Source organism: Isoptericola sp. NPDC056578 (assembly GCF_042793275.1).
Taxonomy (GTDB): domain Bacteria; phylum Actinomycetota; class Actinomycetes; order Actinomycetales; family Cellulomonadaceae; genus Isoptericola.
This window is the reverse complement of record NZ_JBHTVC010000010.1, coordinates 48,470-71,959: the sequence shown is the minus strand read 5'-3', so window position 1 is coordinate 71,959 and position 23,490 is coordinate 48,470. Positions and strand designations below refer to the sequence as shown.

Genomic DNA, 23,490 nt, shown 5'->3' with positions numbered 1-23,490 from the left:
GGCGATCAGGCGAGCGAGTCGACGAGCGCGTCGATGTACGCGGCGCCCGACAGCGGGCCGCCGAACATCCAGATGCCGTCGGGGATGCGGTGCACGTCGCCGGCCGTCACGAACGGCAGCTGCTCCCACACCTTGTTGCCCTTCAGCCTGTCGGCGAACGGGTCGGCCTCGGCGTCGTTCGCCGCGTAGACGAACTGCACGTCGCCGAGCTTCGTCAGGCCCTCGACGTCGGTCTGCGCGAGGCCGTAGTCGGGGTCGCCGCCCTCGGTCCAGGCGTTCTCGAGGCCGACGGCCTCGCCAAGCGCGCCGAAGAAGGACCCCGGCGTGTACATGCGCACGGAGACGGTGCCGTTGGCGATCCAGCCGTCGGCCATCGCGAACTCGGCGCCGCCGAGGTCCGCCTCCTCGAGCGCGGTCCTGCCCTCGGCGACCTTGGCGTCGAAGTCCGCCAGCGCCTGGGTCGCCTCGTCCTGCTTGCCGGTGACCTCCCCGAGGGTGGTCACCGTCTCCTTCATGTAGCCGAGCGGGTCCTCGCCGTCGGAGCCGCGCAGCGTCAGGACGGGCGCGACCTCCTCGATCTGCGCGATGACGTTCTCGGGGATGTCGGTGGTCGTGACCACGAGGTCCGGCTCGAGCGCCGAGATGGCGTCCAGGCTCGGCTCCCCGCGCGTGCCGACGTCGGGCGTGCCCTCGTCGATCGGCGCGACCGTGTCCCAGGTGTTGTACCCCTCGACGTCCGCCTGGCCCGCCGGCTCGACCCCGAGCGCCACGAGGTTCTCCGTGAGGCCCCACTCGAGAGAGACGACCTCGGTGGCGGGGGCGTCGAGCGTGTGCTCGCCACGCTCGTCCGTGTAGGTGACGGGGCCGCTCCCGGCCGACGACTCGGGCGCCGCCGCCTCGGCGGGGTCCTCCGTGGTGCCGCACGCGGCGAGGGCGAGCGCGGCCACGGCGGCGGTGGCGCCGACGAGCAGGGGGCGGGTGGGGATGCGCATGGGTGTCTCGGTGTCCTTCGAGTCGGTGCGCCGCGGGAGCGGGCGCGACGGTGCCGGGCGGGGGCGCCGGCGAGTGGTGGTGGTCCGGTGGTCCGGTCGCGCGAGGTCAGACGCCGCGCGCGTCGTGCCGGCCGACGGCCTCGCAGCGGGTGCGGCCGGTGTCCGGGTGCGTGGTGACCTCGACGCGGATGCCGTACACCTCGGTGAGCAGCTCGCTGGTGAGCACCCTGGCGGCGGGGCCGGACGCCCGCACCTCGCCGCGGTGCAGCACGACGACGTGGTCCGCGACGGCGGCGGCCTGGTTGAGGTCGTGCAGCACCACGCCGACGGCGACGCCGTGCTCGGTGGCGAGGTCGCGCACCAGGTCGAGCAGCTCCACCTGGTAGCGCAGGTCGAGGTAGGTCGTGGGCTCGTCGAGGAGCAGCACGCCGGTGTCCTGCGCGAGGCAGGTCGCGAGCCACACCCGCTGCAGCTCGCCGCCGGAGAGCTCGTCGACGCCCCGCTCCGCCATCTCGGCGACGCCGGTGACGTCCATGGCGTGCGCGATCGCGCGCGGCCCGTCCGCGTCCGCGGAACGGAAGCGCCCACGGTACGGGTGCCGGCCGTACGCGACGACGTCGCGCACGGTCACGCCGCTCGGCGTCGGATGGCTCTGCGACAGCAGCGTGACGCGGCGGGCGAAGTCCTTGGGGTGCAGGGCGAGCGCGTCGGTGGCGCCCTCCCCGTCAGCGGCGTCGCCGGCGGCGAGCGTGACGGAGCCCGCGTCCGGGCGGTGCAGGCGCGCGAGCGAGCGCAGCAGCGTCGACTTGCCGGAGCCGTTGGGCCCGAGCAGCGCGGTCACCGCGCCGGGCCGCAGCTCGATCTCCGCGCCGTCGACGACGGTGCGGCGGTCGTACGACAGCCGCAGGCCGCGCCCCGCCATCGCGACGGCGGGACGGGACTCGACCGCGGGGGGCGCCGAGGGCACCAAGGTCTGACTCACGTAGGTGAGGCTAACCTTCACCTCCGGGTTTCGTCATCCCCCCGTTGCGTAATTCAGTGTGGCGCGGGTCACCAGCGGACCCCTCGGCGACGACCCCGTCCTCCTGTTGACAGGAGCATCGACCTTCGTCAGGGTGGTCGAACTGGTCTAGACCAATGGAGGTTTCCATGACCACCGTCAGACGACGACTCGCCGCCGGCACGCTCACGGCCACGATGCTCCTCGCCGCCGGCGTGACGACGACCGCGTCCGCGTCGCCCGCCACCCGGGACGACCTTCCCACCGTCAGCCCCGCCCCGCAGGAGATCTGGCGTTCCGACGACGACCTCCGCCTCCCCCGATCCGTGGACGTCGTGGTCGACGCCGACACCGATGACGCGGCGCGCGACGCGCTCACCCGCACGCTGCGGGAGCACGGGGTGCGCGCCGTCGTCCGCGACGCGGACGACCGCCGCCCGGCCGGCGGGGAGGTCCGCCTCCTCCTCGGTGACGCGTCGCGCACCGACGTCCGGGCCGCCCTGGGCCGCGTCACGGTGCCCGACCACGACGAGGCGTACGCGGTGCAGGTCGACGGGCACCGAGGCCGCGGCACCGTCGTGCTCGCCGGGGCCGACGCGACCGGGCAGTTCTACGCCGTCCAGACCCTCGAGCAGCTCCTGGTCGACGGCCGCCGGGGCACGACGCTCGCCGGCGCCACGGTCCGCGACTTCCCCGCCATGCCGCTGCGGGGCACCATCGAGGGCTTCTACGGCGAGCCGTGGACGCACGCCGAGCGACTGGACCAGCTCGCCTTCTACGGCGACGTGAAGGCCAACACCTACGTCTACGCCCCGAAGGACGACCCGTACCACCGCGAGAAGTGGCGCGAGGACTACCCGGCCGACAAGCTCGCGGAGCTCGCCGAGCTGGTCGAGGCCGCGACGGCGAACCACGTGCGCTTCACGTTCGCGCTCTCCCCCGGCAACAGCGTCTGCTACTCCGGCGACGAGGACATGGCGGCGCTGGAGCGGAAGTTCCAGGCGCTGTACGACGTCGGCGTCCGGGCGTTCAGCGTCCCGCTCGACGACATCGACTACGCGCGCTGGGCCTGCGACTCGGACCAGGAGGCCTACGGCGACCCGTCGCCGGGGAACGCCGGGAAGGCCCAGGCGGACTTCCTCACCCGCGTGCAGCAGGGCTGGATCGAGACGCACGACGGCGCCCGGCCGCTGCAGATGGTGCCGACGGAGTACTACAACACCACGGAGTCGCCCTACAAGGCCGCGCTGCGGGAGATGGACGAGGACGTCGTCGTCATGTGGACGGGCAACGACGTGGTGCCGCAGTCGATCTCGGTGGACCAGGCGATCGAGGCGGACACCGTCTTCGGCGGCCCGACCTTCCTGTGGGACAACTACCCGGTCAACGACTACGGGCAGACCAGCGGACGGCTCCTCCTCGCGCCGTACGACAAGCGCGAGCCGGGTCTGTCGGACCACCTGGCCGGGATCGTCTCCAACCCGATGAACCAGGCCGCGGCGAGCAAGGTCGCCGTCTTCGGCATCGCGGACTTCGCGTGGAACGACCGCGGGTACGACCGCGACCGGAGCTGGGTCGAGGCGATGCGCTACCTGGCCCACGACGACCGCGACGCGGTGGAGGCGCTCCTGGCGTTCGGGGACCTCAACCACCTGGCGCCGAGCTTCGGTGACCCGTGGCAGCCGCAGGCGCCCGCCCTCGCGGCGGAGATCGGCGACTTCTGGGAGCGCTGGGAGGCCGGCCACCAGGCGGCGGCGATCGCCCGCCTGCGGGACGACGCCCGGACGGTCGCGGGCATCCCCGAGACGCTCCGGCGGTCCGGTGTGGACCCGGCCTTCGCCTCGGACGCCGCGCCCTGGCTGGAGGCGACCGACCTGTGGGGCGACGCGTTCCTCGCCACGCTCGACGCCGCCCGGGCCGACCTGCGCGGTGACACGGCGCGACGCGACGAGCTCCTCGCCCGGGCCGACGCCTCGGCCGAGGCGGCCGCCCAGGTGATCGTCGACCCGCCGGACAACCGCTGGGGCGCCGCCCCGGTGAAGCTGGGCGACGGCGTGCTCGACGTCTTCCTCGACGACCTGGCGGCCGAGCTGAAGGGCTGATCGGGTCGCCCGCAGGGGGCGGACGACGGGGGTCGGTGCGACGCGCCGGCCCCCTCGTCCGCGCCGGGATCAGGCCCGGGTCGCCCAGAACGCCACGGCCGACGCGGCCGCGACGTTGAGCGAGTCCACTCCCCCGGCCATCGGGATCCGCACGACGACGTCCGCCGCCGCGACCGCCCCTCGCGAGAGCCCGTCGCCCTCGGTGCCGAGCACCATCGCGAGCCGCTCGGGCGGGTCGGCCACCAGGTCGTCGAGGGACACGGAGTCGTCGGCGAGGGCCAGCGCCGCGACGGTGAAGCCGTCGTCCTGCAGCGCGTGCAGGCCGCCCGGCCACGACTCCAGCCGCGTCCACGGCACCTGGAACACCGTGCCCATCGAGACCCGCACCGACCGGCGGTAGAGCGGGTCGGCGCAGCGCGGCGAGACGAGCACCGCGTCCACCCCGAGCGCCGCCGCGGATCGGAAGATCGCCCCGACGTTCGTGTGGTCGACGATGTCCTCCAGCACGGCGACGCGGCGCGCGCCCGCGCCGGCGCGCGCCCCGGCGAGCAGGTCGTGCACGGAGGGCAGCACCGGCCGGTGCATGGCCGCGAGCGCCCCGCGGTGCAGGTGGAAGCCGGTGATCCGCTGCACCACGTCGTCCGGGCCGACGTACACGGGGACGTCGGGATGGGCGGCGAGCACGTCGGCCAGGGAGTCGAGCCACTTCTCGCCCATGAGGAACGACCGGGGACGGTGGCCCGCCTCGAGGGCCCGCCGGATCACGGACGACGACTCGGCCATGTACAGCCCCTCGGCGGGCTCGCGCACGGAGCGGAGCTTCACGTCCTTGAGGTCGGTGTAGTCGTGCAGGCGCGGGTCGGCGGGGTCGGTGATGCGGGTGGTGCGGGCGTCGTCGACGCCGGGCTCGGGGGTGCTCACCGGGGCATTCTCCCCCGCGCGCGCCCGCGCCCCCCACCGGTCCGGGCCCTCCGCCCCTCAGCGCGCGAGCACCTCGGCAAGGGTGCGCGCCGGGCCGGAGGAGCGCCACGCGCCCGGCGTCGCGCCGTGCCGCCGCACGAAGGCGCGGTGGAACCCCGGCACCGAGTCGTAGCCGACCTGCCGGGCCACGCGCTCGACGCTCGCGTCCGGGTCGCGCAGCAGCCGCGCGGCCGCGTCCATCCGGCACCCGGCCACGTAGGCCATCGGCGGCTCGCCCACGGTGCGGGCGAACCGGTCGGCGAAGGCAGACCGGGACAGGCGCGCGACGGCGGCGAGCGACTCCAGCGTCCACGGGCGCTGGGGTTCCGCGTGCACGGCGCGCAGCACGGGCCCGAGCGCGGGGTCGCGGAGCGCGGCGATCCACCCCGACGCCGGCTCCTCCGCCTCGAGCCAGCGGCGCACCACGTGCACCAGCAGCACGTCGGCGAGCCGGGCCGTGACGACGTCCGTGCCCGGCCGCGGGTGGCGCACCTCGTGGTCGATCGCCGCGACGACGGCGCGCACCCAGTCGCCGTCCGACCCGTCGTCGCCCGCGCCCGGCCCGCTCGCGGCGTCCGGCGCCCGCAGCACCGCCGGCAGGCTCGCCAGCAGGCGGCCGACCCCCGGGTCGGTGAACCCCACCGCCCCGCAGACCAGGGCCGCCGGGCGCCCGCCCCCGTCGATCCGGAGCTGTTCGTACCGGTCGGCGACCACCGTGCGGTCGACGTCCCAGAGCCCGGTGGCGGGGTCGTCGGCGGTGCCGGTGATCGCGTGCCCGGCACCGTGCGGCACCAGCACGAGGTCGCCCGGGCCCAGGTCGTGCCGCCCGCCCTCCACGTCGACGACGGCGCGGCCGTCGAGCAGCAGGTGGAACATCAGGACGCCCGGCAGCGCCGGCATCGCGATGCCCCAGGGCTCGGAGAACCGGCCGGTGGAGCAGAAGACGGCGTCCATCTCGAGGGTCCCGAGCACGTCGGCCCAGGGGTCGACCTGCGGCTTTCCGGCACCGGGGACGGGGAGCAGGGCGGCGTCGCTCATCCCGCCATCGTCCGCCCGTCCCGGACGAACGGTCAAGACTCCTGGATGACACCTCATGGTTCGTCCGGTGATCGGGCGGAAGTCTGGAGCCAGACGCCGGGACCGCACGGGGCCCGGCACGACGAGGAGGACTCTCATGGACGTCTTGGTGGTCGGAGCGACGCGGGGCAGCGGCCTCGCCGTCACCCGCGAGCTGGTGGCCGCGGGGCACCGCGTGACCGCGTTCGGCCGGACGGCGAGCACCGCGTTCGCGGCACCGGTCTCAGGTCTGGACGCGCAGCGGGGCTCCCTGCGACCCGTCGACGGCGACGCCCTCGACCCGGAGGCGGTCGCCAAGGCCGTCGCCGGTCAGGACGCCGTCGTCGTCACGCTCGGCATCTCGGACAACCCGCTCGCCGTGCAGTGGCTGCGCCGGTCGAGCACCCCGCCCGACGTGCGCTCGCGCGGCACCGCGACCGTGGTCGCGGCGATGCGCGAGACCGGCGTGCGCCGGCTGGTCGTGCAGAGCACGTACGGCCTCGGCGACTCGTGGGCGCACCTCGACCTCACGTGGAAGCTGGTGTTCCGGTTCGTGATCGGCCGCCAGTTCACCGACTCGGGCCGGCAGGAGGAGGTGGTGCGCGAAAGCGGCCTCGACTGGACCCTCGTGCGGCCCGTCTCGCTCACCGACGTCCCCGACGACGGCACGGCCGTCGACCCCGCCCACGTCACGACCGACGACACCCGGCGCGGGCTCAAGGTGTCGCGCACGCAGCTCGCGCGCGTGCACGCCGGCGCCCTCGCCGACGCGGGGACCATCGGCGCCACGCTCAGCGTCTCCGCGTGACGCCCGCACCATCCCGCGGGGCCCGGACCGGCGCGAGCCTGTCGGGGCCCCGTGCCACCATCGCGGGGTGACCTCCGACGCGACCTCCGACGCCCCGGCCCGCACTCCCGCCGTCGTGCTCCGCGACCGCACGGCGGCCGACCTGCCCGCCCTCGTCGACGTCCTCGCCGCCCAGCAGCCGGCGTCGGGTTACCCGCACCGGTGGCCGCTGCCCTTCCCGACCGAGGAGTTCCTGGTGCGGCCGGACGAGGAGCGCGCGTGGGTCGCCGAGCTCGACGGCGCGGTCGTCGGGCACGTGAGCGTGACCTCCGTGCCCGACGACCGGTTCGGCGCCATCTGGTCCGCCGGCGCCGGCCGCCCCGTCGAGGAGCTGGGCTGCGTGTCGGTCCTCTTCGTCGGCCCGGGCGCGCAGGGCCGCGGGGTCGGCGGCGCGCTGCTCGACGTCGCCGTCGCGCACCTGCACGCGCAGGGGCGCACGCCGGTGCTCGACGTCGACGACCGCGACGGCGTCGCGCACGCCGTCTACCTGCACCGCGGGTGGCGCGTGGTCGGCGAGGCCCGGTTCGACTGGCAGCGCGAGGGGGCGCCGCCCGCCCGGATGCTCGTCCTCCCCTGATCCCGGCCCGCGGGGAGGATCGGGCGAGCGGCGGGGTCAGACGCCGGCGGGACCGGCGACCGCGTCCTCCTCGTCCACCGCGGGGGCGCTGAACTGCGACTCGTACAGCCGTGCGTAGGCACCGCCCGCCGCGAGCAGCGTGTCGTGGTCGCCCTGCTCCACGATCTGCCCGTGCTCCATGACCACGATGGTGTCGGCGTCACGGATGGTCGACAGACGGTGCGCGATGACGAACGACGTGCGGTTCGCCCGCAGCGCGTTCATCGCCTGCTGCACCAGCACCTCGGTACGGGTGTCGACCGAGCTCGTCGCCTCGTCGAGCACGAGGATCTCCGGGTCGGCGAGGAACGCGCGGGCGATGGTCAGCAGCTGCTTCTCGCCCGCCGAGAGCGAGGTCGCCTCGTCGTCGAGCAGCGTCGCGTACCCGTCGGGCAGCGTGCGCACGAACGGGTCCACGTGCGTGGCCTCGGTGGCCGCGAGGAACTCCGCCTCGCCCACCTGGTCGCCGTCGCGCACCCCGTAGCGCAGGTTCTCCTCGATGGTGCCCTTGAACAGCCACGTGTCCTGCAGCACCATGCCGATCCGCGAGCGCAGGTCGTCCCGCGTCAGGTCGCGCGTGTCCACGCCGTCCAGCGTGATGCGGCCCTCGTTCACCTCGTAGAACCGCATGAGCAGGTTGACGAGCGTCGTCTTGCCGGCGCCCGTGGGGCCGACGATCGCGATCGTCTGGCCGGGCTCCGCCACGAGGTCGAGGTGCTCGATGAGCGGCGTCTCGGGGTCGTAGGAGAACGAGACGTCCTCGAACGCCACGCGGCCGCGGACGTCGCCGAGCCGGCGGGGGTCCGCCGGGTCCGGGTCCTGCTCCGGGGCGTCGAGCAGCTCGAACACCCGCTCGGCCGACGCGACGCCGGACTGCAGCAGGTTCATCATCGACGCGATCTGCGTGAGCGGCTGCGTGAACTGCCGCGAGTACTGGATGAACGCCTGCACGTCGCCCAGGGACAGCTGCCCCGAGGCCACGCGCAGGCCGCCGATCACGGCCACGATCACGTAGTTGAGGTTCGCGAGGAAGCCCATCGACGGCTGCATCGTGCCGGAGATGAACTGCGACTTCCGCGACGCGTCGTAGAGCGCCTCGTTCTCGGTCCCGAACTTCTCCGCCGCCGCCTCCTGGCGCCCGTAGACCTTCACCAGCGAGTGGCCGGTGAACATCTCCTCGACGTGCGCGTTGAGGCGCCCGGTGGCCGCCCACTGCGCCACGAACTGCGGCTGCGACCGCTTGGCGATCTGCATGGTCAGGACCACCGACAGCGGCACGGTCACCAGCGCCACGAGCGCCAGCACCCACGAGATCCAGAACATCATCCCGAGCACGCCGATCACCGTGAGCACGGAGGTCACGAGCTGCGCGAGCGTCTGGGTCGTCGTCTGCGCGACGTTGTCGATGTCGTTGGTGACGCGCGAGAGGATCTCGCCCTTGGCCTGCTTGTCCACGTAGCTCAGCGGGATGCGGTGCAGCTTGGCCTCGACGTCGTCGCGCAGCCGGCGCATCGTGTTCTGCACGGCGATCGTCATGATCCGCGCCTGCAGCCACCCGAAGAGGAACGCGCCCAGGTAGATGGCGAGCACCCACAGGAGGATCTCGCCGAGGCGGGTGAAGTCCACGCCCCGGCCCACGACCACGTCCGGCAGCGAGGAGATCAGGCCGGCCTGGGCGCTGTCCCCGGAGGCGCGCAGCATGGCGGCGGCCTCGTCGCCGGTCGTGCCCGCGGGGACCCCGGCCAGGGCGAGCGCCTTGCCGACGAACCCCGCGAAGATGACGTTGGTCGCGTCGCCGAGGATCTTCGGGCCCGCCACGGTGAGCGCCACCGAGACGATGCCGCACAGGGTGAGCAGGACGACGCGCGCCCGCTCGGGACGCATCACGCGGGCGAACCGCACGAGCGACCCGCGGAAGTCCATGGCCTTGGCGCCCGGGGCCCCGCCCATGCCACCCATGGGGCCGCCGCCGCGCGGGCCGCCGGCGGGACGGGCAGGGGCCTTGCGTTCGGTGCTCATGCCGCCTCCTCGAGGGACATCTGGGAGGAGACGATCTCCTGGTAGGTCTCGTTGTCGGCCAGCAGCCCGGCGTGCGTGCCGCGCCCGACGATGCGGCCGTGGTCGAGCACGAGGATCTGGTCGGCGTCGCGGATCGTCGCCACGCGCTGCGCGACGACGAGGACGGTCGCGTCCTGCGTGCGCGGCCGCAGCGCCGCGCGCAGCCGCGCGTCCGTGCTGTAGTCGAGCGCCGAGAACGAGTCGTCGAACAGGTACACGCGCGGGCGCCGGACGACGGCGCGCGCGATCGCGAGCCGCTGCCGCTGACCGCCGGAGAACGTGGTGCCGCCCTGCGCCACCGGCGCCTCGAGCCCCTCGGGGAGCGCCTCGACGAAGTCGCGCGCCTGCGCGATCTCCAGCGCGGCCCACATCTCCTCCTCGGTGGCGTCGGCCTTGCCGTAGCGGAGGTTGTCCGCGACCGTCCCGCTGAACAGGAACGCCTTCTGCGGCACCAGGCCGAGCTGCGACCCGAGGTCACCCGTCGCCAGGTCGCGCACGTCGACGCCGTCCAGGAGCACGCGGCCCTCGGTGACGTCGAAGAGCCGCGGCACCAGGTTGAGCAGCGTCGTCTTGCCCGCGCCGGTCGAGCCGATGATCGCCGTCACCCGGCCGGGCGACGCGGTGAACGCCAGGTCGTGCAGCACCGGCTCGTCGGCGCCCGGGTAGCGGAACCCGACCCCCTCGAAGCGCACCTCGCCGCGCGGCCCCTCGCCGTCGGCCAGGGAGGAGAGGCTCACCGGCGCCGCCGGCTCCGTCACCGACGTCTCGGTCTCGAGCACCTCGCTGATGCGGCCCGCGGCGACCGAGGCGCGCGGCACCATCATCACCATCATCGTCGACATCATCACGGCCATGAGGATGTACATGATGTAGCTGAGGAACGCCATGAGCGCCCCCACCTCCATCTGGCCGTTGTCGATGCGCTGCGCGCCGAACCAGAGCACGGCGACGCTGGAGGCGTTCATGATGAGCATGACCATGGGGAACGCCAGCGCCATCAGCTTGCCGGCGTTCAGCGACGTGTCGTACAGCGCCTCGTTGGTGGCGCCGAAGCGCTCCAGCTCGCGGTTCTCCCGGACGAACGCGCGCACCACCCGCAGGCCGGTGATCTGCTCGCGCAGCACGCCGTTGATCGCGTCGATCCGCTTCTGCATCGCCTTGAAGTACGGCACCATCCGCCACATCAGCAGGCCCATCGCGATACCGAGGACGGGCACGACGACCAGCAGCAGCGCGGACAGCTCGACGTCCTCCTGCAGCGCCATGATGACGCCGCCGACCAGCATGATCGGCGCCATCACCATGATGGTGAACGTCATGAGCACGACCATCATCACCTGCTGCACGTCGTTGGTCGTGCGGGTGATGAGGGACGGGGCGCCGAACTGCCCGAGCTCGCGGGCGGAGAAGCCCTGCACGGAGTCGAACAGGTCGCGGCGCACGTCGCGGCCCAGCGCCGTCGCGGCCCGGGCGCCCAGGAACACCGCGCCGACCGCGCACAGGACCTGGACGAGGCTCACGAGGAGCATCCAGCCGCCCACGCGCATGATGTAGGCCGTGTCACCGGTCGTCACACCGTTGTCGACGATGTCCGCGTTGAGGGACGGCAGGTACAGGGAGGCGAGCGTCGCGAGCAGCTGGAGCACCAGCAGCAGGCCGACGGCGCCGGCGTACGGGCGCAGGTAGGTCCGCGCCAGGGAGACGAGCATCAGGGCTCCTGGGGGTGGGGGGTCCGGGGCGTCGCCGCCCCTGGGGGGTTCTCGGACGGAGCGTTCGAGGCAGTGTTCGTCGTCGTGGTGGCCGCGGGCACGTGTTTTTCTCCTCGATCCTCCGCGATGCCGTGCACGAGCGCATCGGCGACGACCCGGGGCGAGGGCGCGGGCAGCAGGTGGTCGACCCGCGCGTGCGTGCCGGCGATACTGGCCTCGACGAGGGCCACCGCGACCTCGATCGGCACCCGGAGCCGGTGCTCGTCGGGCTGCAGCACCCCGATCAGCCCGGCGACGGTGGCCTCGCGCTGCTGCTCGCGCTGCTGCGCCAGCTGCGCCCGGAAGTCCTGCACGTGCCCGGGCTCGACCTGGTCGCGCGCACCGGTGCGGTGGTGCAGCGCGCGCAGCACGCCCATCCAGCGCATGACGTCGGTCATCCGGCGGCGGCCGAGCTCGATGACGCGCTCGAGCCGCTCCTCGAGGGGCGCCTCCCGGTCGATCGCCGCGAGCTCGGCGCGCGTCTCGACCGGCCCGGAGGCCCGGTGCAGGCCCTCGACCGCCACCGCGCCGATCAGGGTGAGCTTGTCGCCGAACGCCCGGAACAGGGTGCCCTCGGCGATGCCCGCGGCGTCGGCGAGCTCGCGGCTGGTGACGTCGAGGCCGAACTCGCCGACGAGCGGGAGCACGGCGTCGATGATCGCCGAGCGGCGGTCGTCCGGCGCCATGGGCGCGGCGCGACCGGTCGGCGTGGGCGTGGGACTCATGAGCGCCACACTAAATGAGTGAGCGCTCACTCCGCAACGTCGCGCGCGGACCTCCCCCTCCCGCACGGCCAGGACGGGCACGACGAGAGGGCCGCCACCCCACGGGGTGACGGCCCTCTCGATCGCAACCCTGCGCGACCTACTGCTGCGGCTCCTCCGGCTCGCCGCCGAGCGAGCGCGGCTGCGCCCCGGGAGCCGGCGGCGCCGTCGGGCCGTCGGACGGCCGCTGGCCGCGCTCGGCCGACGGGTCGAACGGCGCGCCCGAGCGCGTGCCCGCGCTCGTCGCGTCGGCCGTGGCGGCCTCCGCCTGGCGCCGCGCCTCCGCGAGCGCCTCGCCCGGGTCCTCGAGGGCCTGCGCGGGGAGCGACGACGGTCGCGGCCGCGCCTCGGCCCCGCCCTCGTCGCCCGACGGCGGGGTCGGGATCCCCGGCGTGCCCGGCACGCCACCGAAGCCCTGGGCGATGGACCCGAGGGCGGCGGTGAACTCGGTCGGCACGACCCACAGCTTCGAGGCGGTGCCGTTCGCGATCTGGGGCAGCATCTGCAGGTACTGGTAGGCCAGCAGCTTGGGGTCGGCGTCACCCTGGTGGATCGCGTCGAAGACCTGCAGGATGGCGCGGGCCTCACCCTCGGCCGTGAGGATCGCCGACTGGGCGTTGCCCTCCGCGCGCAGGATCTGCGACTGCTTCTCGCCCTCGGCCGTCAGGATCTGGGACTGCTTGACGCCCTCGGCCGTGAGGATCGTGGCGCGGCGGTCGCGCTCGGCGCGCATCTGCTGCTCCATCGCACCCTGCACCGAGGCGGGCGGCTCGATCGACTTCAGCTCGACGCGGTTCACCCGCACGCCCCAGCGGCCGGTGGCCTCGTCGAGGACCCCGCGCAGCTGGCCGTTGATCTGGTCGCGGCTGGTGAGCGTCTGCTCCAGGTCCATGGACCCGACGACGTTGCGCAGCGTGGTGACCGTGAGCTGCTCGATACCGGTGATGTAGTTCGCGATCTCGTAGACCGCCGACTTCGGCTCCGTCACCTGGAAGTAGATGACCGTGTCGATGCTCACCACGAGGTTGTCGCTCGTGATCACCGGCTGCGGCGGGAAGGACACGACCTGCTCGCGCAGGTCCACGCCGGCGCGGATGCGGTCGACGAACGGCACCAGCAGGTGCAGCCCCGGCTCGAACGTCTTGTTGTAGCGGCCCAGGCGCTCGACGATCAGCGCCGTCGCCTGCGGCACGATGCGCACGGCCTTGACCAGCGCGACGATCAGGACGATCGCCAGGATGATGAGCACCACGTAGAGCACGATGGTGCCTGGTTCGGTATCGGACACGTCGGTCCCTTCCGTCGACCTGGTCGACATCAGACGGTGCCGCCGGGGCACCCGGCGGGTCGTACGGGTCCCTGCTCGGTGCGGTCAGGGCCACCCGAGCCACAACCGTCAGGCGGTGTGCTCGGGCTGCTCGTGCGTCGTCGCGACCGGCTCGACCACGGCGGTGGCGCCCTCGATGCGCAGCACGCGCACCTCCGCTCCGACCGGGACGCGCCCGGTGGAATTCGGGATGCCGTCGTCCTCGAGCCGGGCGCTCCAGACCTCGCCCTGCAGCTTGACGCGGCCGCCGGTCTCCGTGACCTCGGCCAGCACGACGGCCGACCGGCCGATCTGTGCCGCGGCGTTGGTCTCCACGAGAGGCGTGCGCTGGCGCAGGTGGCGCAGCAGCCACGGGCGGAGCGTGAAGAGCAGCAGCGCCGACACGATGCACGCCACGACGATCTGGAGCCAGAGCTCGCCGCCCGCCGCGGCCGTCACCGCACCGCCGAGCGCGCCCCCCGCGAGCATGATCAGCACGAGGTCCAACGAGAGCATCTCGATCGCGGCGAGCAGCAGCGCGCCTCCGACCCACCACAGCCAGGAGTCCACGGTTCTCTCCCCTCGTCGTCCCTCGCGGGAGCGTGCGGTGCCGGGAGACCCTCAGAAGAGCGACGCCCCCGCCACCATGTTTTGCACAGACTTTACCAAGCCTGAGCCGACGCGGGAAGCCGTTTCAGCGACCGGCGGGTCGCGCCGCGCGGGCCAGCCAGCGGCCTCCGCCGTGGGCGACCATCAGCGGGGTGCCGAACGCCTGCGAGAGGTTGTCCGCGGTGAGCACCTCGTGGATCGGCCCCGCGGCCTGGATGCCGCCGCGCTTCATGAGCATGAGGTGCGTGAACCCCGGCGGGATCTCCTCGACGTGGTGCGTCACGAGCACCAGGACCGGCGACGCCGGGTCGGCCGCGAGCTCGGCGAGCGCCCCGACGAGCTCCTCGCGGCCGGCGAGGTCCAGGCCCGCCGCGGGCTCGTCGAGCAGCAGGATCTCCGGGTCGGTCATGAGGGCGCGGGCGATCTGCACGCGCTTGCGCTCGCCCTCCGACAGCGTGCCGTAGAAGCGGTCCGCCAGGTCGGCGACGTCGAACGCCGCCAGCAGGTCCTTGGCGCGCTGCTCGTCGAACTCCTCGTACGTCTCCTGCCAGCGGCCGGTCACGCCGTACGCCGCCGTGAGCACGACGTCGCGCACGGTCTCGCTGCCCGGGATCCGGTCGGCGAGGGCCGCGGAGGCGAAGCCGATCCGCGGGCGCAGCTCGAAGACGTCGACGCGGCCCAGCCGCTCGCCCAGGAGCTCGGCGGTGCCGGCCGTGGGGTGCGAGCGCGCGGCGAGGATCTGCAGCATGGTCGTCTTGCCGGCGCCGTTGGGGCCGAGGACGACCCAGCGCTCGCCCTCGTTCACCTGCCAGTCCACGGCGTCGAGGATGGTGGTGGTACCGCGTCGTACGGTGACGCCCTGCAGGTCGAGAACCGCGCTCATGAGGCCCGACCCTACCCGAGCCGTGCGGCGGGACGGCCCGCGTCCCGGCCTGCGACGACGGTGCCGGGACGTCTACCCTGAGGCCCGTGGAGACCGACCCGACCGCGCTGCCCCGCAGCGTCGTGCTCGCGCTCTGGCTCGCCACCGCCGGCGCCGCGCCCGGCGTGGTGGTGCGCAACGTGCAGGGCGACGACGAGCCGCACGGCGTCGTCGGGCTGCCCGGCCGCGCCGACGAGGACGACGCCGACCTGCGCGACCTCGTCACCGCGTGGCTCGCCGGGCCCCGCGAGGTCTGCGCCCTGCTGCCCGCGCCCGGCGACCTGGGCGGCGCACCCGCCGCGGTGAGCGCCGAGGCCACGGACGCCGGGGAGTGCGTGATGATCACCACGCCGGCCGGGTCGTGGGCCGCGGTCCCCGCGGTCACGGCGTTCGGCAGCGCGCTCGAGCCCGGGCACCTCGTGGCGTGGCAGGTGCGGCCCGTGCCCGCCTGGTCGACCCACGTCGCCGGGACCCTCGGCTCGCTCGCCGACGCCGAACGGGAGCTGCGCACCAGCCTCGTCACCGCGACGGACGCGCTCGACTCCCTCGACGTCGCCCGGTGGCGCGACGACGCCGCGGACGCCATCGAGCGGCTGCGCGGCGGCAGCACCGACGCCTGGCCCGTGCCCGCGCTGGACGGCCGGCGGGCCCGCGTGCTGCAGCTCGCGACCCGGCTGCTCGCGATCGTCGACCTCGCGACCGTCGACGACGGCGGCGCCGTGAACCTCTGGCAGTCGGACCAGCGGTCCACCGCCCTGCGCGAGGTGGAGCGCACCGCGCGGCACGCGCTCAGCGCCGCGACGTACGCCTCGGTCCGCTGAGGTCCCGTCAGCCCGCGAGGACCGACCGGTAGACGTCGAGGGTGCGCTCGGCCACCGCCTCCCAGGAGAACAGCTCCTCGGCCCGGCGCCGGCCGGCCTCCCCCAGCCCCGCGGCCCGCGCCGGGTCGGCGAGCACCCGCTCGAGGGCGGCCGCCAGGTCCCCCACGAACCGCTCCGGGTCCAGCGGCGTGCCTGTGCCGTCGTCGGCCTGCTCGATCGGCACCAGCGCGCCCGTGACGCCGTCGTCGACCACCTCGGGGATGCCGCCGGTCGCGGTGCCGACGACGGGCAGGCCCACCGCCATCGCCTCGAGGTTGACGATCCCGAGCGGCTCGTACACCGAGGGGCAGACGAAGACGGTGCTCGCCGCGAGCACGGCGACGAGGTCCGGGCGCGGCAGCATCTGCTCGATCCAGACCACCCCGGCCTCCGCGCCGGTGCCGCCGGGCCCGGCGACGCCCGTGCCGCCCCGCGCCCGGCGCAGCTCGGCCACGAGCCCGCGCACCTCGGCCATGAGCTCCTCGGTGTCGGGGGCGCCCGCGCACAGCACGACCTGCACCTCGCGCGGCAGCCGTGCCGCGGCGCGCAGCAGGTACGGCAGGCCCTTCTGGCGCGTGATCCGCCCGACGAACACCACGGCCGGGCGCTCGGGGTCGATGCCGAGGTCGCGGACGACGCGCTCCGCCGCGGGGTCGCCCGCCGGCGGACGCCGCCAGCCGGCGAGGTCGATCCCGTTGTGCACGACGTGCACCCGGTCCGGGTCCAGCTCCGGGTAGACCCGCAGGATGTCGGAGCGCATCCCGGCGGACACGGCGACCACGCCCGCGGCGCCCAGGTAGGCCGTGCGCTCCGCCCACGAGGACAGGGCGTACCCGCCGCCGAGCTGTTCCGCCTTCCAGGGCCGCAGCGGCTCGAGCGAGTGCGCCGTCACGACGTGCGGCACGCCGTGCAGCAGGCCGCCGACGTGCCCGGCGAGGTTCGCGTACCAGGTGTGCGAGTGCAGGACGTCGGCCCCTCCGACGTCCTGCGCCATCGCCAGGTCCACGCCGAACGTGCCGAGTGCCGGGTTCGCGGAGGCGAGCTCGGCCGGCACGCCGTACCCGGTGACGTCCGCCCCGGCGTCGTCGCCGGTGCGCGGCCCGTCGAAGCAGCGCACCCGCACGTCGACGTGGCGGCGCAGCACCGCCGACAGCTCGGCGACGTGCACCCCGGCGCCGCCGTAGACGTGCGGCGGGTACTCGCGGGTCAGCAGGTCGACCCGGAACGGGCGGCTCGCTGGGCTGCTGGACGGGCTGCTCGTCGACGTGCTCACGCGGCCAACCTAGCGGGGTCGGCGGGTCGCGGGCGCGGCGGCCCACGACGCCCTAGGGTCGGGGCATGGCGTCGACCCAGCCCCGCGTGCTCGCGATCGTCCTCGCCGGGGGCGAGGGCAAGCGCCTCATGCCGCTCACCGCGCACCGTGCCAAGCCGGCGGTCCCCTTCGGGGGCATCTACCGGCTCGTCGACTTCGCGCTGTCCAACATCATCAACTCGCACTACCTGCACGTCATCGTGCTGACCCAGTACAAGTCGCACTCGTTGGACCGGCACATCTCCAAGACGTGGCGGATGTCGTCGCTGCTCGGCAACTACGTGTCGTCCGTGCCCGCGCAGCAGCGGGTCGGCAAGCACTGGTACCTCGGCTCGGCGGACGCCATCTACCAGTGCCTCAACATCATCGACGACGAGCGGCCCGACATCGTCGTGGTCGTGGGCGCCGACCACGTGTACCGGATGGACTTCTCCCAGATGGTCGAGGCGCACGTCTCGTCGGGCGCCCGCGCCACGGTCGCGGCGATCCGGCAGCCGATCGCGATGGCCGACCAGTTCGGCGTCATCGAGGTGGACCGCGAGGACCCGACCCGGATCAGCGAGTTCCTCGAGAAGCCCGAGAGCCCGGTGGGGCTGCCCGACTCCCCCACCGAGGTGCTCGCCTCGATGGGCAACTACGTGTTCGACGCGGACGCGCTCGTCGAGGCCGTCACGAAGGACTCGGCCGACCCGGACTCCCGGCACGACATGGGCGGCGACATCATTCCCGCGTTCGTCGCCGAGGGCACCGCCGGCGTGTACGACTTCATCCGCAACGAGATCCCCGGCTCCACCGACCGCGACCGCGACTACTGGCGCGACGTCGGCACCATCGACGCCTACTTCGAGGCCAACACCGACCTCATCGCCGTGCAGCCGGTCTTCAACCTGTACAACCAGGACTGGCCCCTGCTCACCGGCTACACGGGCCTGCCGCCGGCGAAGTTCGTGCACGCCGGGCCAGGGCGCCTGGGCCACGCCGCCGACTCGATCGTCTCGCCTGGTGTCCTCATCTCCGGCGCGACCGTCGCAGGGTCCATCCTGTCCCCGGGCGCGCACCTGCACTCCTGGGCCACCGTCACGGACGCCGTCGTGATGGACAACGTCCAGGTGGAGCGGCACGCCCAGGTCCACCGCGCCATCCTCGACAAGAACGTGGTGGTGAGCGAACGGGCCCGGGTCGGCGTCGACCACGACGAGGACCGGGCCCGGGGGTTCACCGTCTCGGAGTCGGGGATCACCGTCGTCCCGAAGGGCACCGTCGTTGCTTGATCCCGCTCGTACCGCCCCCGCACCTCGCAGCACCGAGAACGGCGGCGCCGGGGCCCTCCGCCGTCGGCTCGTCGTCACCGACGTCGACTCCACGTTCATCACCGCCGAGGTGATCGAGCTGCTCGCCGACCACGCCGGCACCCGCGCCCAGGTCGCCGAGGTGACCGAGCGCGCGATGCGTGGCGAGCTCGACTTCGCCGGCTCGCTGCGCGAGCGGGTCGCCACGCTGCGCGGCGTCCCCGTCGAGGCGCTCACCGCGGTGCGCGAGGCCGTCGTCCTGACCCCCGGCGCCGCCGACCTCGTGAGCGAGGTGCACCGGCGCGGCTGGGAGTTCGGCCTCGTCTCGGGCGGCTTCGCCGAGATCCTCGGCCCGATCGCCGACGCGCTCGGCATCGGCCGCTGGCGCGCCAACCGCCTCGAGGTGGCCGACGGCGTGCTCACCGGCCGCACCGTCGGGCCGGTCGTCGACCGTGCCGACAAGGCCTCCACGCTGCGCCGCTGGGCCGCCGAGTGCGGGCTCGAGATGGTCGACACCGTCGCCGTCGGGGACGGCGCCAACGACCTCGACATGATCGACGCCGCGGGCATCGGCATCGCCTTCGCCGCGAAGCCGCTGGTGCGCGCGCAGGCGCCATTCAGCGTGGACGGACCCCGGCTCGACGACGTGCTCGGCGTCATCGACGCGGTGGACGCCGCCGCGGGCCGCGGGCCCGGCACCGCGCAGCCCTGAACCGGCAGCCCTGAGCCGGCAGCCCCTAGCCGGCAGCCGTAGCGCGAACCGCCTGGCAGGGGCCAGGATCGGTGCCATGGCGACGACGGTCGAGACCAACGCGCTCAACACCATCGACGAGTCCGAACGGCACGGGAGACCCCGGGACCTGTTCTGGCCGTGGTTCGCGGCCAACGTGTCCGTGCTGGGCCTCGGCTACGGCGCGTACCTGCTGGCCTTCGGCGTGTCCTTCTGGCAGGCCGTGGTCGTGGGTGCGGTCGGCATCGTGGCGTCGTTCCTGGCCTGCGGGTTCATCTCGCTCGCAGGACGGCGCGGCTCGGCGCCCACGATGGTGCTGAGCCGGGCGGCGTTCGGCGTGGACGGCAACCGGCTGCCGTCGCTGCTGTCCTGGATCCTCACCGTGGGCTGGGAGACGGTGCTCGTCGCCCTCGCGACGCTCGCCACCGCCACCGTGCTCGGCACCCTCGGGTGGGGCGGCGGCACCGTGACGCAGGTCGTGACGCTCGCCGTCGTGGCGCTGGTCGTGGTGGCCGCCGGGATCTTCGGGTTCCAGCTCGTCATGCGGCTGCAGCAGGTGATCACCGTGCTGACGGCGGTGCTCACCGTGGTGTACGTGGTGCTCGTCGCGGGCCACGTCGACTGGGCGACGGTCGCCGCGATCCCGCCGGGGAAGGCGCCCCAGGTGATCGGCGGGCTCGTCTTCATGATGACCGGGTTCGGCCTCGGCTGGGTGAACATGGCCGCCGACTACTCGCGCTACCTGCCGCGCACCGCGTCCGGGCGGGGCGTCGTCGGCTGGACGACGTTCGGCGCGTCCCTGCCACCCGTCCTGCTCCTGGTCGCCGGGCTCCTGCTGGCCGGGTCGGACCCCGCCCTCGCCGACGCGATCGGCACCGACCCGATCGGCGCGCTGGCCGTGCTGCTGCCGGAGTGGTTCCTGATCCCCTTCATGGTCGTGGCGCTGGCCGGGCTGATCGGCGGCGCGGCCCTCGACATCTACTCCTCCGGCCTCGCGCTGCTGTCGCTGGGGCTGCCGGCGCCGCGCTGGGTGGCCGCCGCGATCGACGGCGTCCTCATGGTGCTCGGCGCGATCTACGTCGTCTTCGTCGCCGACGACTTCTTCGGCCCGTTCCAGGGCTTCCTCATCACGCTCGGCGTGCCGATCGCCGCCTGGTGCGGCGTCCTGCTCGCCGACATCGCGCTGCGGCGGCGGGACTACGCGGACGACGAGCTGGGCGACCGCCGCGGGCGGTACGGCAGCGTGCGCTGGTCCGCCGTGCTGCTCGTCGTGGCGGGCACCGCGATCGGCTGGGGGCTCGTCACCAACACCTACGCGGGCTGGTTGTCGTGGCAGGGCTACCTGCTGGGGCCGCTGGGCCTCGGCGGGCGGGACGGGGAGTGGGCGGGCGCCAACCTCGGCGTGCTGGTCGCCCTCGCGCTCGGGCTGCTCGGCACGTTCGTGCTCTCGGCGCGGGCCGTGCGCCGGCAGGAGGCGGCATGAGCGCCCCGACCCCCGGCGACGGCGGCGCCGCCCTCGTCGTCGTCGACATGCAGGTGGTCTTCGGCCGACCGGGCAGCCCGTGGGCCTCCCCCGGCTTCGACGCCGCCGCCGACGCCCTGCGTCGCCTGCTGCCCGCGTTCGCCGGGCGCACCGTGTGGACGCGCTACGTGGCGCCCCGCGCACCGCAGGGGGCCTGGCGGGAGTACTTCGCGCAGTGGCCGTTCGCCCTCGTGCCGCCCGACGACGCCCTGTACGGATTCGCGGACGGCCTGGACCCCGCGGGGGCGCCCGTCGTCACGGCGACGACGTTCGGCAAGTGGGGGCCCGAGCTCGACGCGGCAGCGGGGCACGCCTCCGAGCTGGTGGTGGCCGGCGTCTCCACCGACTGCTGCGTGCTGTCGACGGTGCTGCCCGCGGCCGACGCCGGTCGGCGGGTGCGCGTGGTGGCCGACGCCTGCGCCGGGGCGAGCGCCGCCGATCACGAGCGGGCGCTCGACGCGATGCGGCTCTACGCGCCGCTCGTGGAGGTCACGACCGTCGACGAGGTGCTGGGCGCGGTCTGACGCCCCGGCGGACGCTCAGGACGGGCGGCCGACGTGCACCAGGCGGGCGCCGTCGCGGCCCCACTCGGCCCACGGCTCGGCCGACTCCAGCACCGCGTAGGTGGCGGTCGGGACGCCCACGCGCACCTGCGCGACGGCCGCGGCGTCCGAGCCGTCGCCCGCGAGGTAGGCCGCCGTCGCCGCCATCGTCGGCTCGTGCCCGACGACGAGCACCGTGCGCGCCGACGCCTCGACCTCCCGCAGGAGGCCGAGGACGTCGCGCACGCTCGCCTCGTAGAGCTCGTCGCGCACCTCGAGCGAGGCGTCGGCGGCGCCGTCGAGGTGCGAGGAGGCCAGGTCCCAGGTCTGCCGGGTGCGCAGCGCGGAGGACACCAGCGCGACCTGCGGGCGCAGTCCCGCGGCGGTCAGCGCCATGCCGACACGGCTCGCCTGCTTGCGCCCGTTCAGCGCCAGCGGGCGGCGGTCGTCGGGGATCACGCCCTTGCCGGGCTCCGCCTTGGCATGGCGCAACAGCACGAGGCGCCAGGTCGGCGCCTCGCCCTCGGCCTGCGTTACCGCTCTCATGGGCTCCGTCTCACAGGTCGTTCCGGGGGCCGCTCCGGGCCCCGACCCGTCACTGACCCATCGCGTGCACACCGCCGTCGACGTGGACGATCTCCCCCGTCGTGGCGGGGAACCAGTCCGAGAGAAGTGCCACGACGGCGCGCGCAGCCGGCTCCGCCGTCGTCTGGTCCCACCCCAGCGGGGCCCGCTGCGGCCAGGCGTCCTCCATGGTCGCGAACCCCGGGATGGACTTCGCGGCCGTGGTGCGGATGGGCCCGGCGGAGACGAGGTTACACCGGATGCCGTGCGGCCCGAGGTCACGGGCCAGGTAGCGGTTGGCGGACTCCAGACCGGCCTTCGCGACGCCCATCCAGTCGTACACCGGCCAGGCGAACGTCGCGTCGAACGTGAGGCCGACGTAGGCGCCGCCGGACATCAGCGGGCGGGCCGCCTCGATGAGCGACTTGTACGAGAACGTGGAGACCTGGAGGGCCGTCGCGACGTCGCCCCACTCGGCACCCAGGAAGTTGCCGCCCATGACGGACTGCGGCGCGAAGCCGATCGAGTGCACGACGCCGTCGAGGCCGTCCACGTGCTCCTTGACGCGCTCGGGGAGCGCCGCGAGGTCCTCGTCGCTGGTGACGTCCAGCTCCACCACGGGCGCCGTGACCGGCAGCCGCTTCGCGAACGCCTGCGTGAGCTTCATCTGGCGGCCGAACGAGGTGAGCACCACCTCGGCGCCCTCCTCCTGGGCGAGGCGGGCGGCGTGGAACGCGATGGAGCTGTCCGTGAGGACGCCGGTGACGAGGAGCTTCTTGCCGTCGAGCAGAGCCATGATGACCTTCCGGTTGTGCGGGGGTGAGGAAGCGAAGGGTGCGGGGCGGGGCCGGTCAGTGACCCATGCCGAGGCCGCCGTCGACCGGGACGACGGCGCCGGAGACGTACGCCGCGGCGTCGGACGCGAGGAACTCGACGACGCCGGCGACCTCGTCGGTCGAGGCGAAGCGGCCCGCGGGGATGGACGCCTTGTACTGCTTCTGGGTGGCCTCGGGCAGGGCCGCCGTCATGTCGGTCTCGACGAAGCCCGGCGCCACGACGTTCGCGGTGATGCCGCGGCCGCCGAGCTCCCGGGTGATCGACCGGGCCATGCCGACGAGGGCCGCCTTGGACGACGAGTAGTTGACCTGGCCTGGCCCGCCGTAGAGGCCCACGACCGAGCCGACGAGCACGATGCGGCCCTTGCGCGCCCGGATCATGCCCTTGGACGCGCGGCGCACGCAGCGGAACGTGCCGGTCAGGTTGACGTCGAGCACCGTCTCGAACTCCTCGTCGCTCATGCGCATGAGGAGTTGGTCGCGGGTCACGCCGGCGTTGGCGACGAGCACCACGACGGGGCCGAGGTCGGACTCGATGCTCGAGAACGCGGCGTCGACGGCCGCGCTGTCCGTGACGTCGGCGACGTAGCCGTGCACCCCGGCCGGCAGGTCACCGCCGCGGTAGAGCGTGGCGACCGTGTCGCCCGCGGCGACGAAGCGCTCGGCGATGGTGCGGCCGATGCCGCGCGCCGCGCCGGTCACGACGACGACCCGGCCGGTGGGTGCGGCGGGCTGGGGGGCGGGGGCGTCGGTCACGGTTCTCCTCGGCGGTCGGGGGCGGTGCGTCGGCACCGGTGTCGGCGTCATGCTGCTCGGCATGCCGGTCGACAGGATGCTCGACGTCGTCGGGACGGT

General features: G+C 74.1%; 22 protein-coding genes. 8 read left to right on the top strand and 14 right to left on the bottom strand.

Annotated elements, in window-relative coordinates; translation table 11 throughout:
• Positions 1–5: 5 nt before the first annotated feature.
• Both ACFQ80_RS06405 and ACFQ80_RS06400 read right to left on the bottom strand, forming a co-directional pair.
• Positions 6–992, bottom strand: a complete 987-nt coding sequence (locus tag ACFQ80_RS06405) for an ABC transporter substrate-binding protein (protein ID WP_430563015.1) — start codon at positions 990–992, stop codon at positions 6–8.
• A gap of 106 nt (positions 993–1,098) precedes the next feature.
• A complete protein-coding gene (locus ACFQ80_RS06400) occupies positions 1,099–1,914 on the bottom strand; it encodes an ABC transporter ATP-binding protein (protein WP_430563040.1) in 816 nt (271 codons plus the stop codon).
• Between the two features lie 227 nt (positions 1,915–2,141).
• Here ACFQ80_RS06400 and ACFQ80_RS06395 point away from each other — a divergent pair, with 227 nt between their 5' ends.
• Positions 2,142–4,094: a beta-N-acetylglucosaminidase domain-containing protein gene (locus tag ACFQ80_RS06395; RefSeq protein WP_430563014.1), complete on the top strand. Its 1,953-nt coding sequence runs from the start codon at positions 2,142–2,144 to the stop codon at positions 4,092–4,094.
• A 69-nt stretch (positions 4,095–4,163) separates the two neighbouring features.
• On the opposite strand, the gene ACFQ80_RS06390 is transcribed toward ACFQ80_RS06395, so the two are convergent.
• Both ACFQ80_RS06390 and ACFQ80_RS06385 read right to left on the bottom strand, forming a co-directional pair.
• On the bottom strand, positions 4,164–5,015 hold the full coding sequence (locus ACFQ80_RS06390; RefSeq protein WP_430563013.1) for a TrmH family RNA methyltransferase: 852 nt from the start codon (positions 5,013–5,015) through the stop codon (positions 4,164–4,166).
• A gap of 57 nt (positions 5,016–5,072) precedes the next feature.
• A complete protein-coding gene (locus ACFQ80_RS06385; protein WP_430563012.1) occupies positions 5,073–6,092 on the bottom strand; it encodes an AraC family transcriptional regulator in 1,020 nt (339 codons plus the stop codon).
• Between the two features lie 136 nt (positions 6,093–6,228).
• Between ACFQ80_RS06385 and ACFQ80_RS06380 the strand changes: the two genes are divergently transcribed.
• Positions 6,229–6,918 carry an NAD(P)-dependent oxidoreductase gene (locus ACFQ80_RS06380; RefSeq protein ID WP_430563011.1) on the top strand — a complete coding sequence of 230 codons (690 nt, stop codon included), beginning with the start codon at positions 6,229–6,231 and terminating at the stop codon, positions 6,916–6,918.
• A gap of 67 nt (positions 6,919–6,985) precedes the next feature.
• Positions 6,986–7,534, top strand: a complete 549-nt coding sequence (locus ACFQ80_RS06375; RefSeq protein WP_430563010.1) for a GNAT family N-acetyltransferase — start codon at positions 6,986–6,988, stop codon at positions 7,532–7,534.
• 36 nt (positions 7,535–7,570) lie between these two features.
• On the opposite strand, the gene ACFQ80_RS06370 is transcribed toward ACFQ80_RS06375, so the two are convergent.
• The 6 genes from ACFQ80_RS06370 to ACFQ80_RS06345 form a co-directional block, all read right to left on the bottom strand.
• Positions 7,571–9,592 carry an ABC transporter ATP-binding protein gene (locus tag ACFQ80_RS06370; RefSeq protein WP_430563009.1) on the bottom strand — a complete coding sequence of 674 codons (2,022 nt, stop codon included), beginning with the start codon at positions 9,590–9,592 and terminating at the stop codon, positions 7,571–7,573.
• Positions 9,589–11,340: an ABC transporter ATP-binding protein gene (locus ACFQ80_RS06365; RefSeq protein WP_430551769.1), complete on the bottom strand. Its 1,752-nt coding sequence runs from the start codon at positions 11,338–11,340 to the stop codon at positions 9,589–9,591. The genes ACFQ80_RS06370 and ACFQ80_RS06365 overlap by 4 nt, the downstream gene beginning before the upstream one ends.
• On the bottom strand, positions 11,340–12,104 hold the full coding sequence (locus ACFQ80_RS06360) for a TetR/AcrR family transcriptional regulator (RefSeq protein ID WP_430563008.1): 765 nt from the start codon (positions 12,102–12,104) through the stop codon (positions 11,340–11,342). The genes ACFQ80_RS06365 and ACFQ80_RS06360 overlap by 1 nt, the downstream gene beginning before the upstream one ends.
• 139 nt (positions 12,105–12,243) lie before the next feature.
• Positions 12,244–13,431, bottom strand: a complete 1,188-nt coding sequence (locus tag ACFQ80_RS06355) for an SPFH domain-containing protein (protein WP_430551767.1) — start codon at positions 13,429–13,431, stop codon at positions 12,244–12,246.
• A gap of 108 nt (positions 13,432–13,539) precedes the next feature.
• Positions 13,540–14,019 (bottom strand): NfeD family protein, encoded by a 480-nt coding sequence (locus tag ACFQ80_RS06350; protein ID WP_430551766.1) that lies wholly within the window; start codon positions 14,017–14,019, stop codon positions 13,540–13,542.
• Positions 14,020–14,143: 124 nt separating this feature from the next.
• A complete protein-coding gene (locus ACFQ80_RS06345; protein WP_430551765.1) occupies positions 14,144–14,941 on the bottom strand; it encodes an ABC transporter ATP-binding protein in 798 nt (265 codons plus the stop codon).
• An 86-nt stretch (positions 14,942–15,027) separates the two neighbouring features.
• On the opposite strand from ACFQ80_RS06345, the gene ACFQ80_RS06340 reads away from it, so the two are divergent.
• Positions 15,028–15,801, top strand: coding sequence for a hypothetical protein (locus ACFQ80_RS06340; protein ID WP_430551764.1), 774 nt, complete (start codon positions 15,028–15,030; stop codon positions 15,799–15,801).
• Positions 15,802–15,808: 7 nt separating this feature from the next.
• Here the strand turns inward: ACFQ80_RS06340 and glgA are convergent, their stop codons facing one another.
• Positions 15,809–17,113 carry a glycogen synthase gene (glgA, locus tag ACFQ80_RS06335; protein ID WP_430563007.1) on the bottom strand — a complete coding sequence of 435 codons (1,305 nt, stop codon included), beginning with the start codon at positions 17,111–17,113 and terminating at the stop codon, positions 15,809–15,811.
• 65 nt (positions 17,114–17,178) lie between these two features.
• On the opposite strand from glgA, the gene glgC reads away from it, so the two are divergent.
• From glgC to ACFQ80_RS06315, 4 genes are all read left to right on the top strand, one after another.
• A complete protein-coding gene (gene glgC / locus ACFQ80_RS06330) occupies positions 17,179–18,423 on the top strand; it encodes a glucose-1-phosphate adenylyltransferase (protein WP_430551762.1) in 1,245 nt (414 codons plus the stop codon).
• A complete protein-coding gene (serB, locus tag ACFQ80_RS06325) occupies positions 18,416–19,153 on the top strand; it encodes a phosphoserine phosphatase SerB (RefSeq protein ID WP_430563006.1) in 738 nt (245 codons plus the stop codon). The genes glgC and serB overlap by 8 nt, the downstream gene beginning before the upstream one ends.
• Before the next feature lie 76 nt (positions 19,154–19,229).
• On the top strand, positions 19,230–20,654 hold the full coding sequence (locus ACFQ80_RS06320; protein ID WP_430551760.1) for a purine-cytosine permease family protein: 1,425 nt from the start codon (positions 19,230–19,232) through the stop codon (positions 20,652–20,654).
• Complete coding sequence (locus ACFQ80_RS06315) at positions 20,651–21,217, top strand: cysteine hydrolase family protein (protein WP_430551759.1); 567 nt, start codon at positions 20,651–20,653, stop codon at positions 21,215–21,217. The genes ACFQ80_RS06320 and ACFQ80_RS06315 overlap by 4 nt, the downstream gene beginning before the upstream one ends.
• 15 nt (positions 21,218–21,232) lie before the next feature.
• Here the strand turns inward: ACFQ80_RS06315 and ACFQ80_RS06310 are convergent, their stop codons facing one another.
• From ACFQ80_RS06310 to fabG, 3 genes are read right to left on the bottom strand one after another with little or no spacing between them, the layout of a single operon-like run.
• Positions 21,233–21,781, bottom strand: coding sequence for a SixA phosphatase family protein (locus ACFQ80_RS06310; RefSeq protein WP_430551758.1), 549 nt, complete (start codon positions 21,779–21,781; stop codon positions 21,233–21,235).
• Between the two features lie 49 nt (positions 21,782–21,830).
• A complete protein-coding gene (gene fabI, locus ACFQ80_RS06305; protein ID WP_429728911.1) occupies positions 21,831–22,595 on the bottom strand; it encodes an enoyl-ACP reductase FabI in 765 nt (254 codons plus the stop codon).
• A 55-nt stretch (positions 22,596–22,650) separates the two neighbouring features.
• On the bottom strand, positions 22,651–23,442 hold the full coding sequence (gene fabG, locus ACFQ80_RS06300) for a 3-oxoacyl-ACP reductase FabG (protein ID WP_430563005.1): 792 nt from the start codon (positions 23,440–23,442) through the stop codon (positions 22,651–22,653).
• Positions 23,443–23,490 lie beyond the last annotated feature (48 nt).

What these genes read in the sequence shown, in the direction of transcription:
- ACFQ80_RS06400 (WP_430563040.1), bottom strand. Translation starts at nt 1,914, where the DNA reads ATGGCGGGGCGCGGCCTGCGGCTGTCGTACGACCGCCGCACCGTCGTC.
- ACFQ80_RS06360 (WP_430563008.1), bottom strand. Translation starts at nt 12,104, where the DNA reads ATGAGTCCCACGCCCACGCCGACCGGTCGCGCCGCGCCCATGGCGCCG.
- ACFQ80_RS06385 (WP_430563012.1), bottom strand. Translation starts at nt 6,092, where the DNA reads ATGAGCGACGCCGCCCTGCTCCCCGTCCCCGGTGCCGGAAAGCCGCAG.
- ACFQ80_RS06310 (WP_430551758.1), bottom strand. Translation starts at nt 21,781, where the DNA reads ATGAGAGCGGTAACGCAGGCCGAGGGCGAGGCGCCGACCTGGCGCCTC.
- ACFQ80_RS06365 (WP_430551769.1), bottom strand. Translation starts at nt 11,340, where the DNA reads ATGCTCGTCTCCCTGGCGCGGACCTACCTGCGCCCGTACGCCGGCGCC.
- ACFQ80_RS06370 (WP_430563009.1), bottom strand. Translation starts at nt 9,592, where the DNA reads ATGAGCACCGAACGCAAGGCCCCTGCCCGTCCCGCCGGCGGCCCGCGC.
- fabI (WP_429728911.1), bottom strand. Translation starts at nt 22,595, where the DNA reads ATGGCTCTGCTCGACGGCAAGAAGCTCCTCGTCACCGGCGTCCTCACG.
- fabG (WP_430563005.1), bottom strand. Translation starts at nt 23,442, where the DNA reads ATGACGCCGACACCGGTGCCGACGCACCGCCCCCGACCGCCGAGGAGA.
- ACFQ80_RS06380 (WP_430563011.1), top strand. Translation starts at nt 6,229, where the DNA reads ATGGACGTCTTGGTGGTCGGAGCGACGCGGGGCAGCGGCCTCGCCGTC.
- ACFQ80_RS06395 (WP_430563014.1), top strand. Translation starts at nt 2,142, where the DNA reads ATGACCACCGTCAGACGACGACTCGCCGCCGGCACGCTCACGGCCACG.
- ACFQ80_RS06320 (WP_430551760.1), top strand. Translation starts at nt 19,230, where the DNA reads ATGGCGACGACGGTCGAGACCAACGCGCTCAACACCATCGACGAGTCC.
- ACFQ80_RS06315 (WP_430551759.1), top strand. Translation starts at nt 20,651, where the DNA reads ATGAGCGCCCCGACCCCCGGCGACGGCGGCGCCGCCCTCGTCGTCGTC.
- ACFQ80_RS06405 (WP_430563015.1), bottom strand. Translation starts at nt 992, where the DNA reads ATGCGCATCCCCACCCGCCCCCTGCTCGTCGGCGCCACCGCCGCCGTG.
- ACFQ80_RS06345 (WP_430551765.1), bottom strand. Translation starts at nt 14,941, where the DNA reads ATGAGCGCGGTTCTCGACCTGCAGGGCGTCACCGTACGACGCGGTACC.
- glgC (WP_430551762.1), top strand. Translation starts at nt 17,179, where the DNA reads ATGGCGTCGACCCAGCCCCGCGTGCTCGCGATCGTCCTCGCCGGGGGC.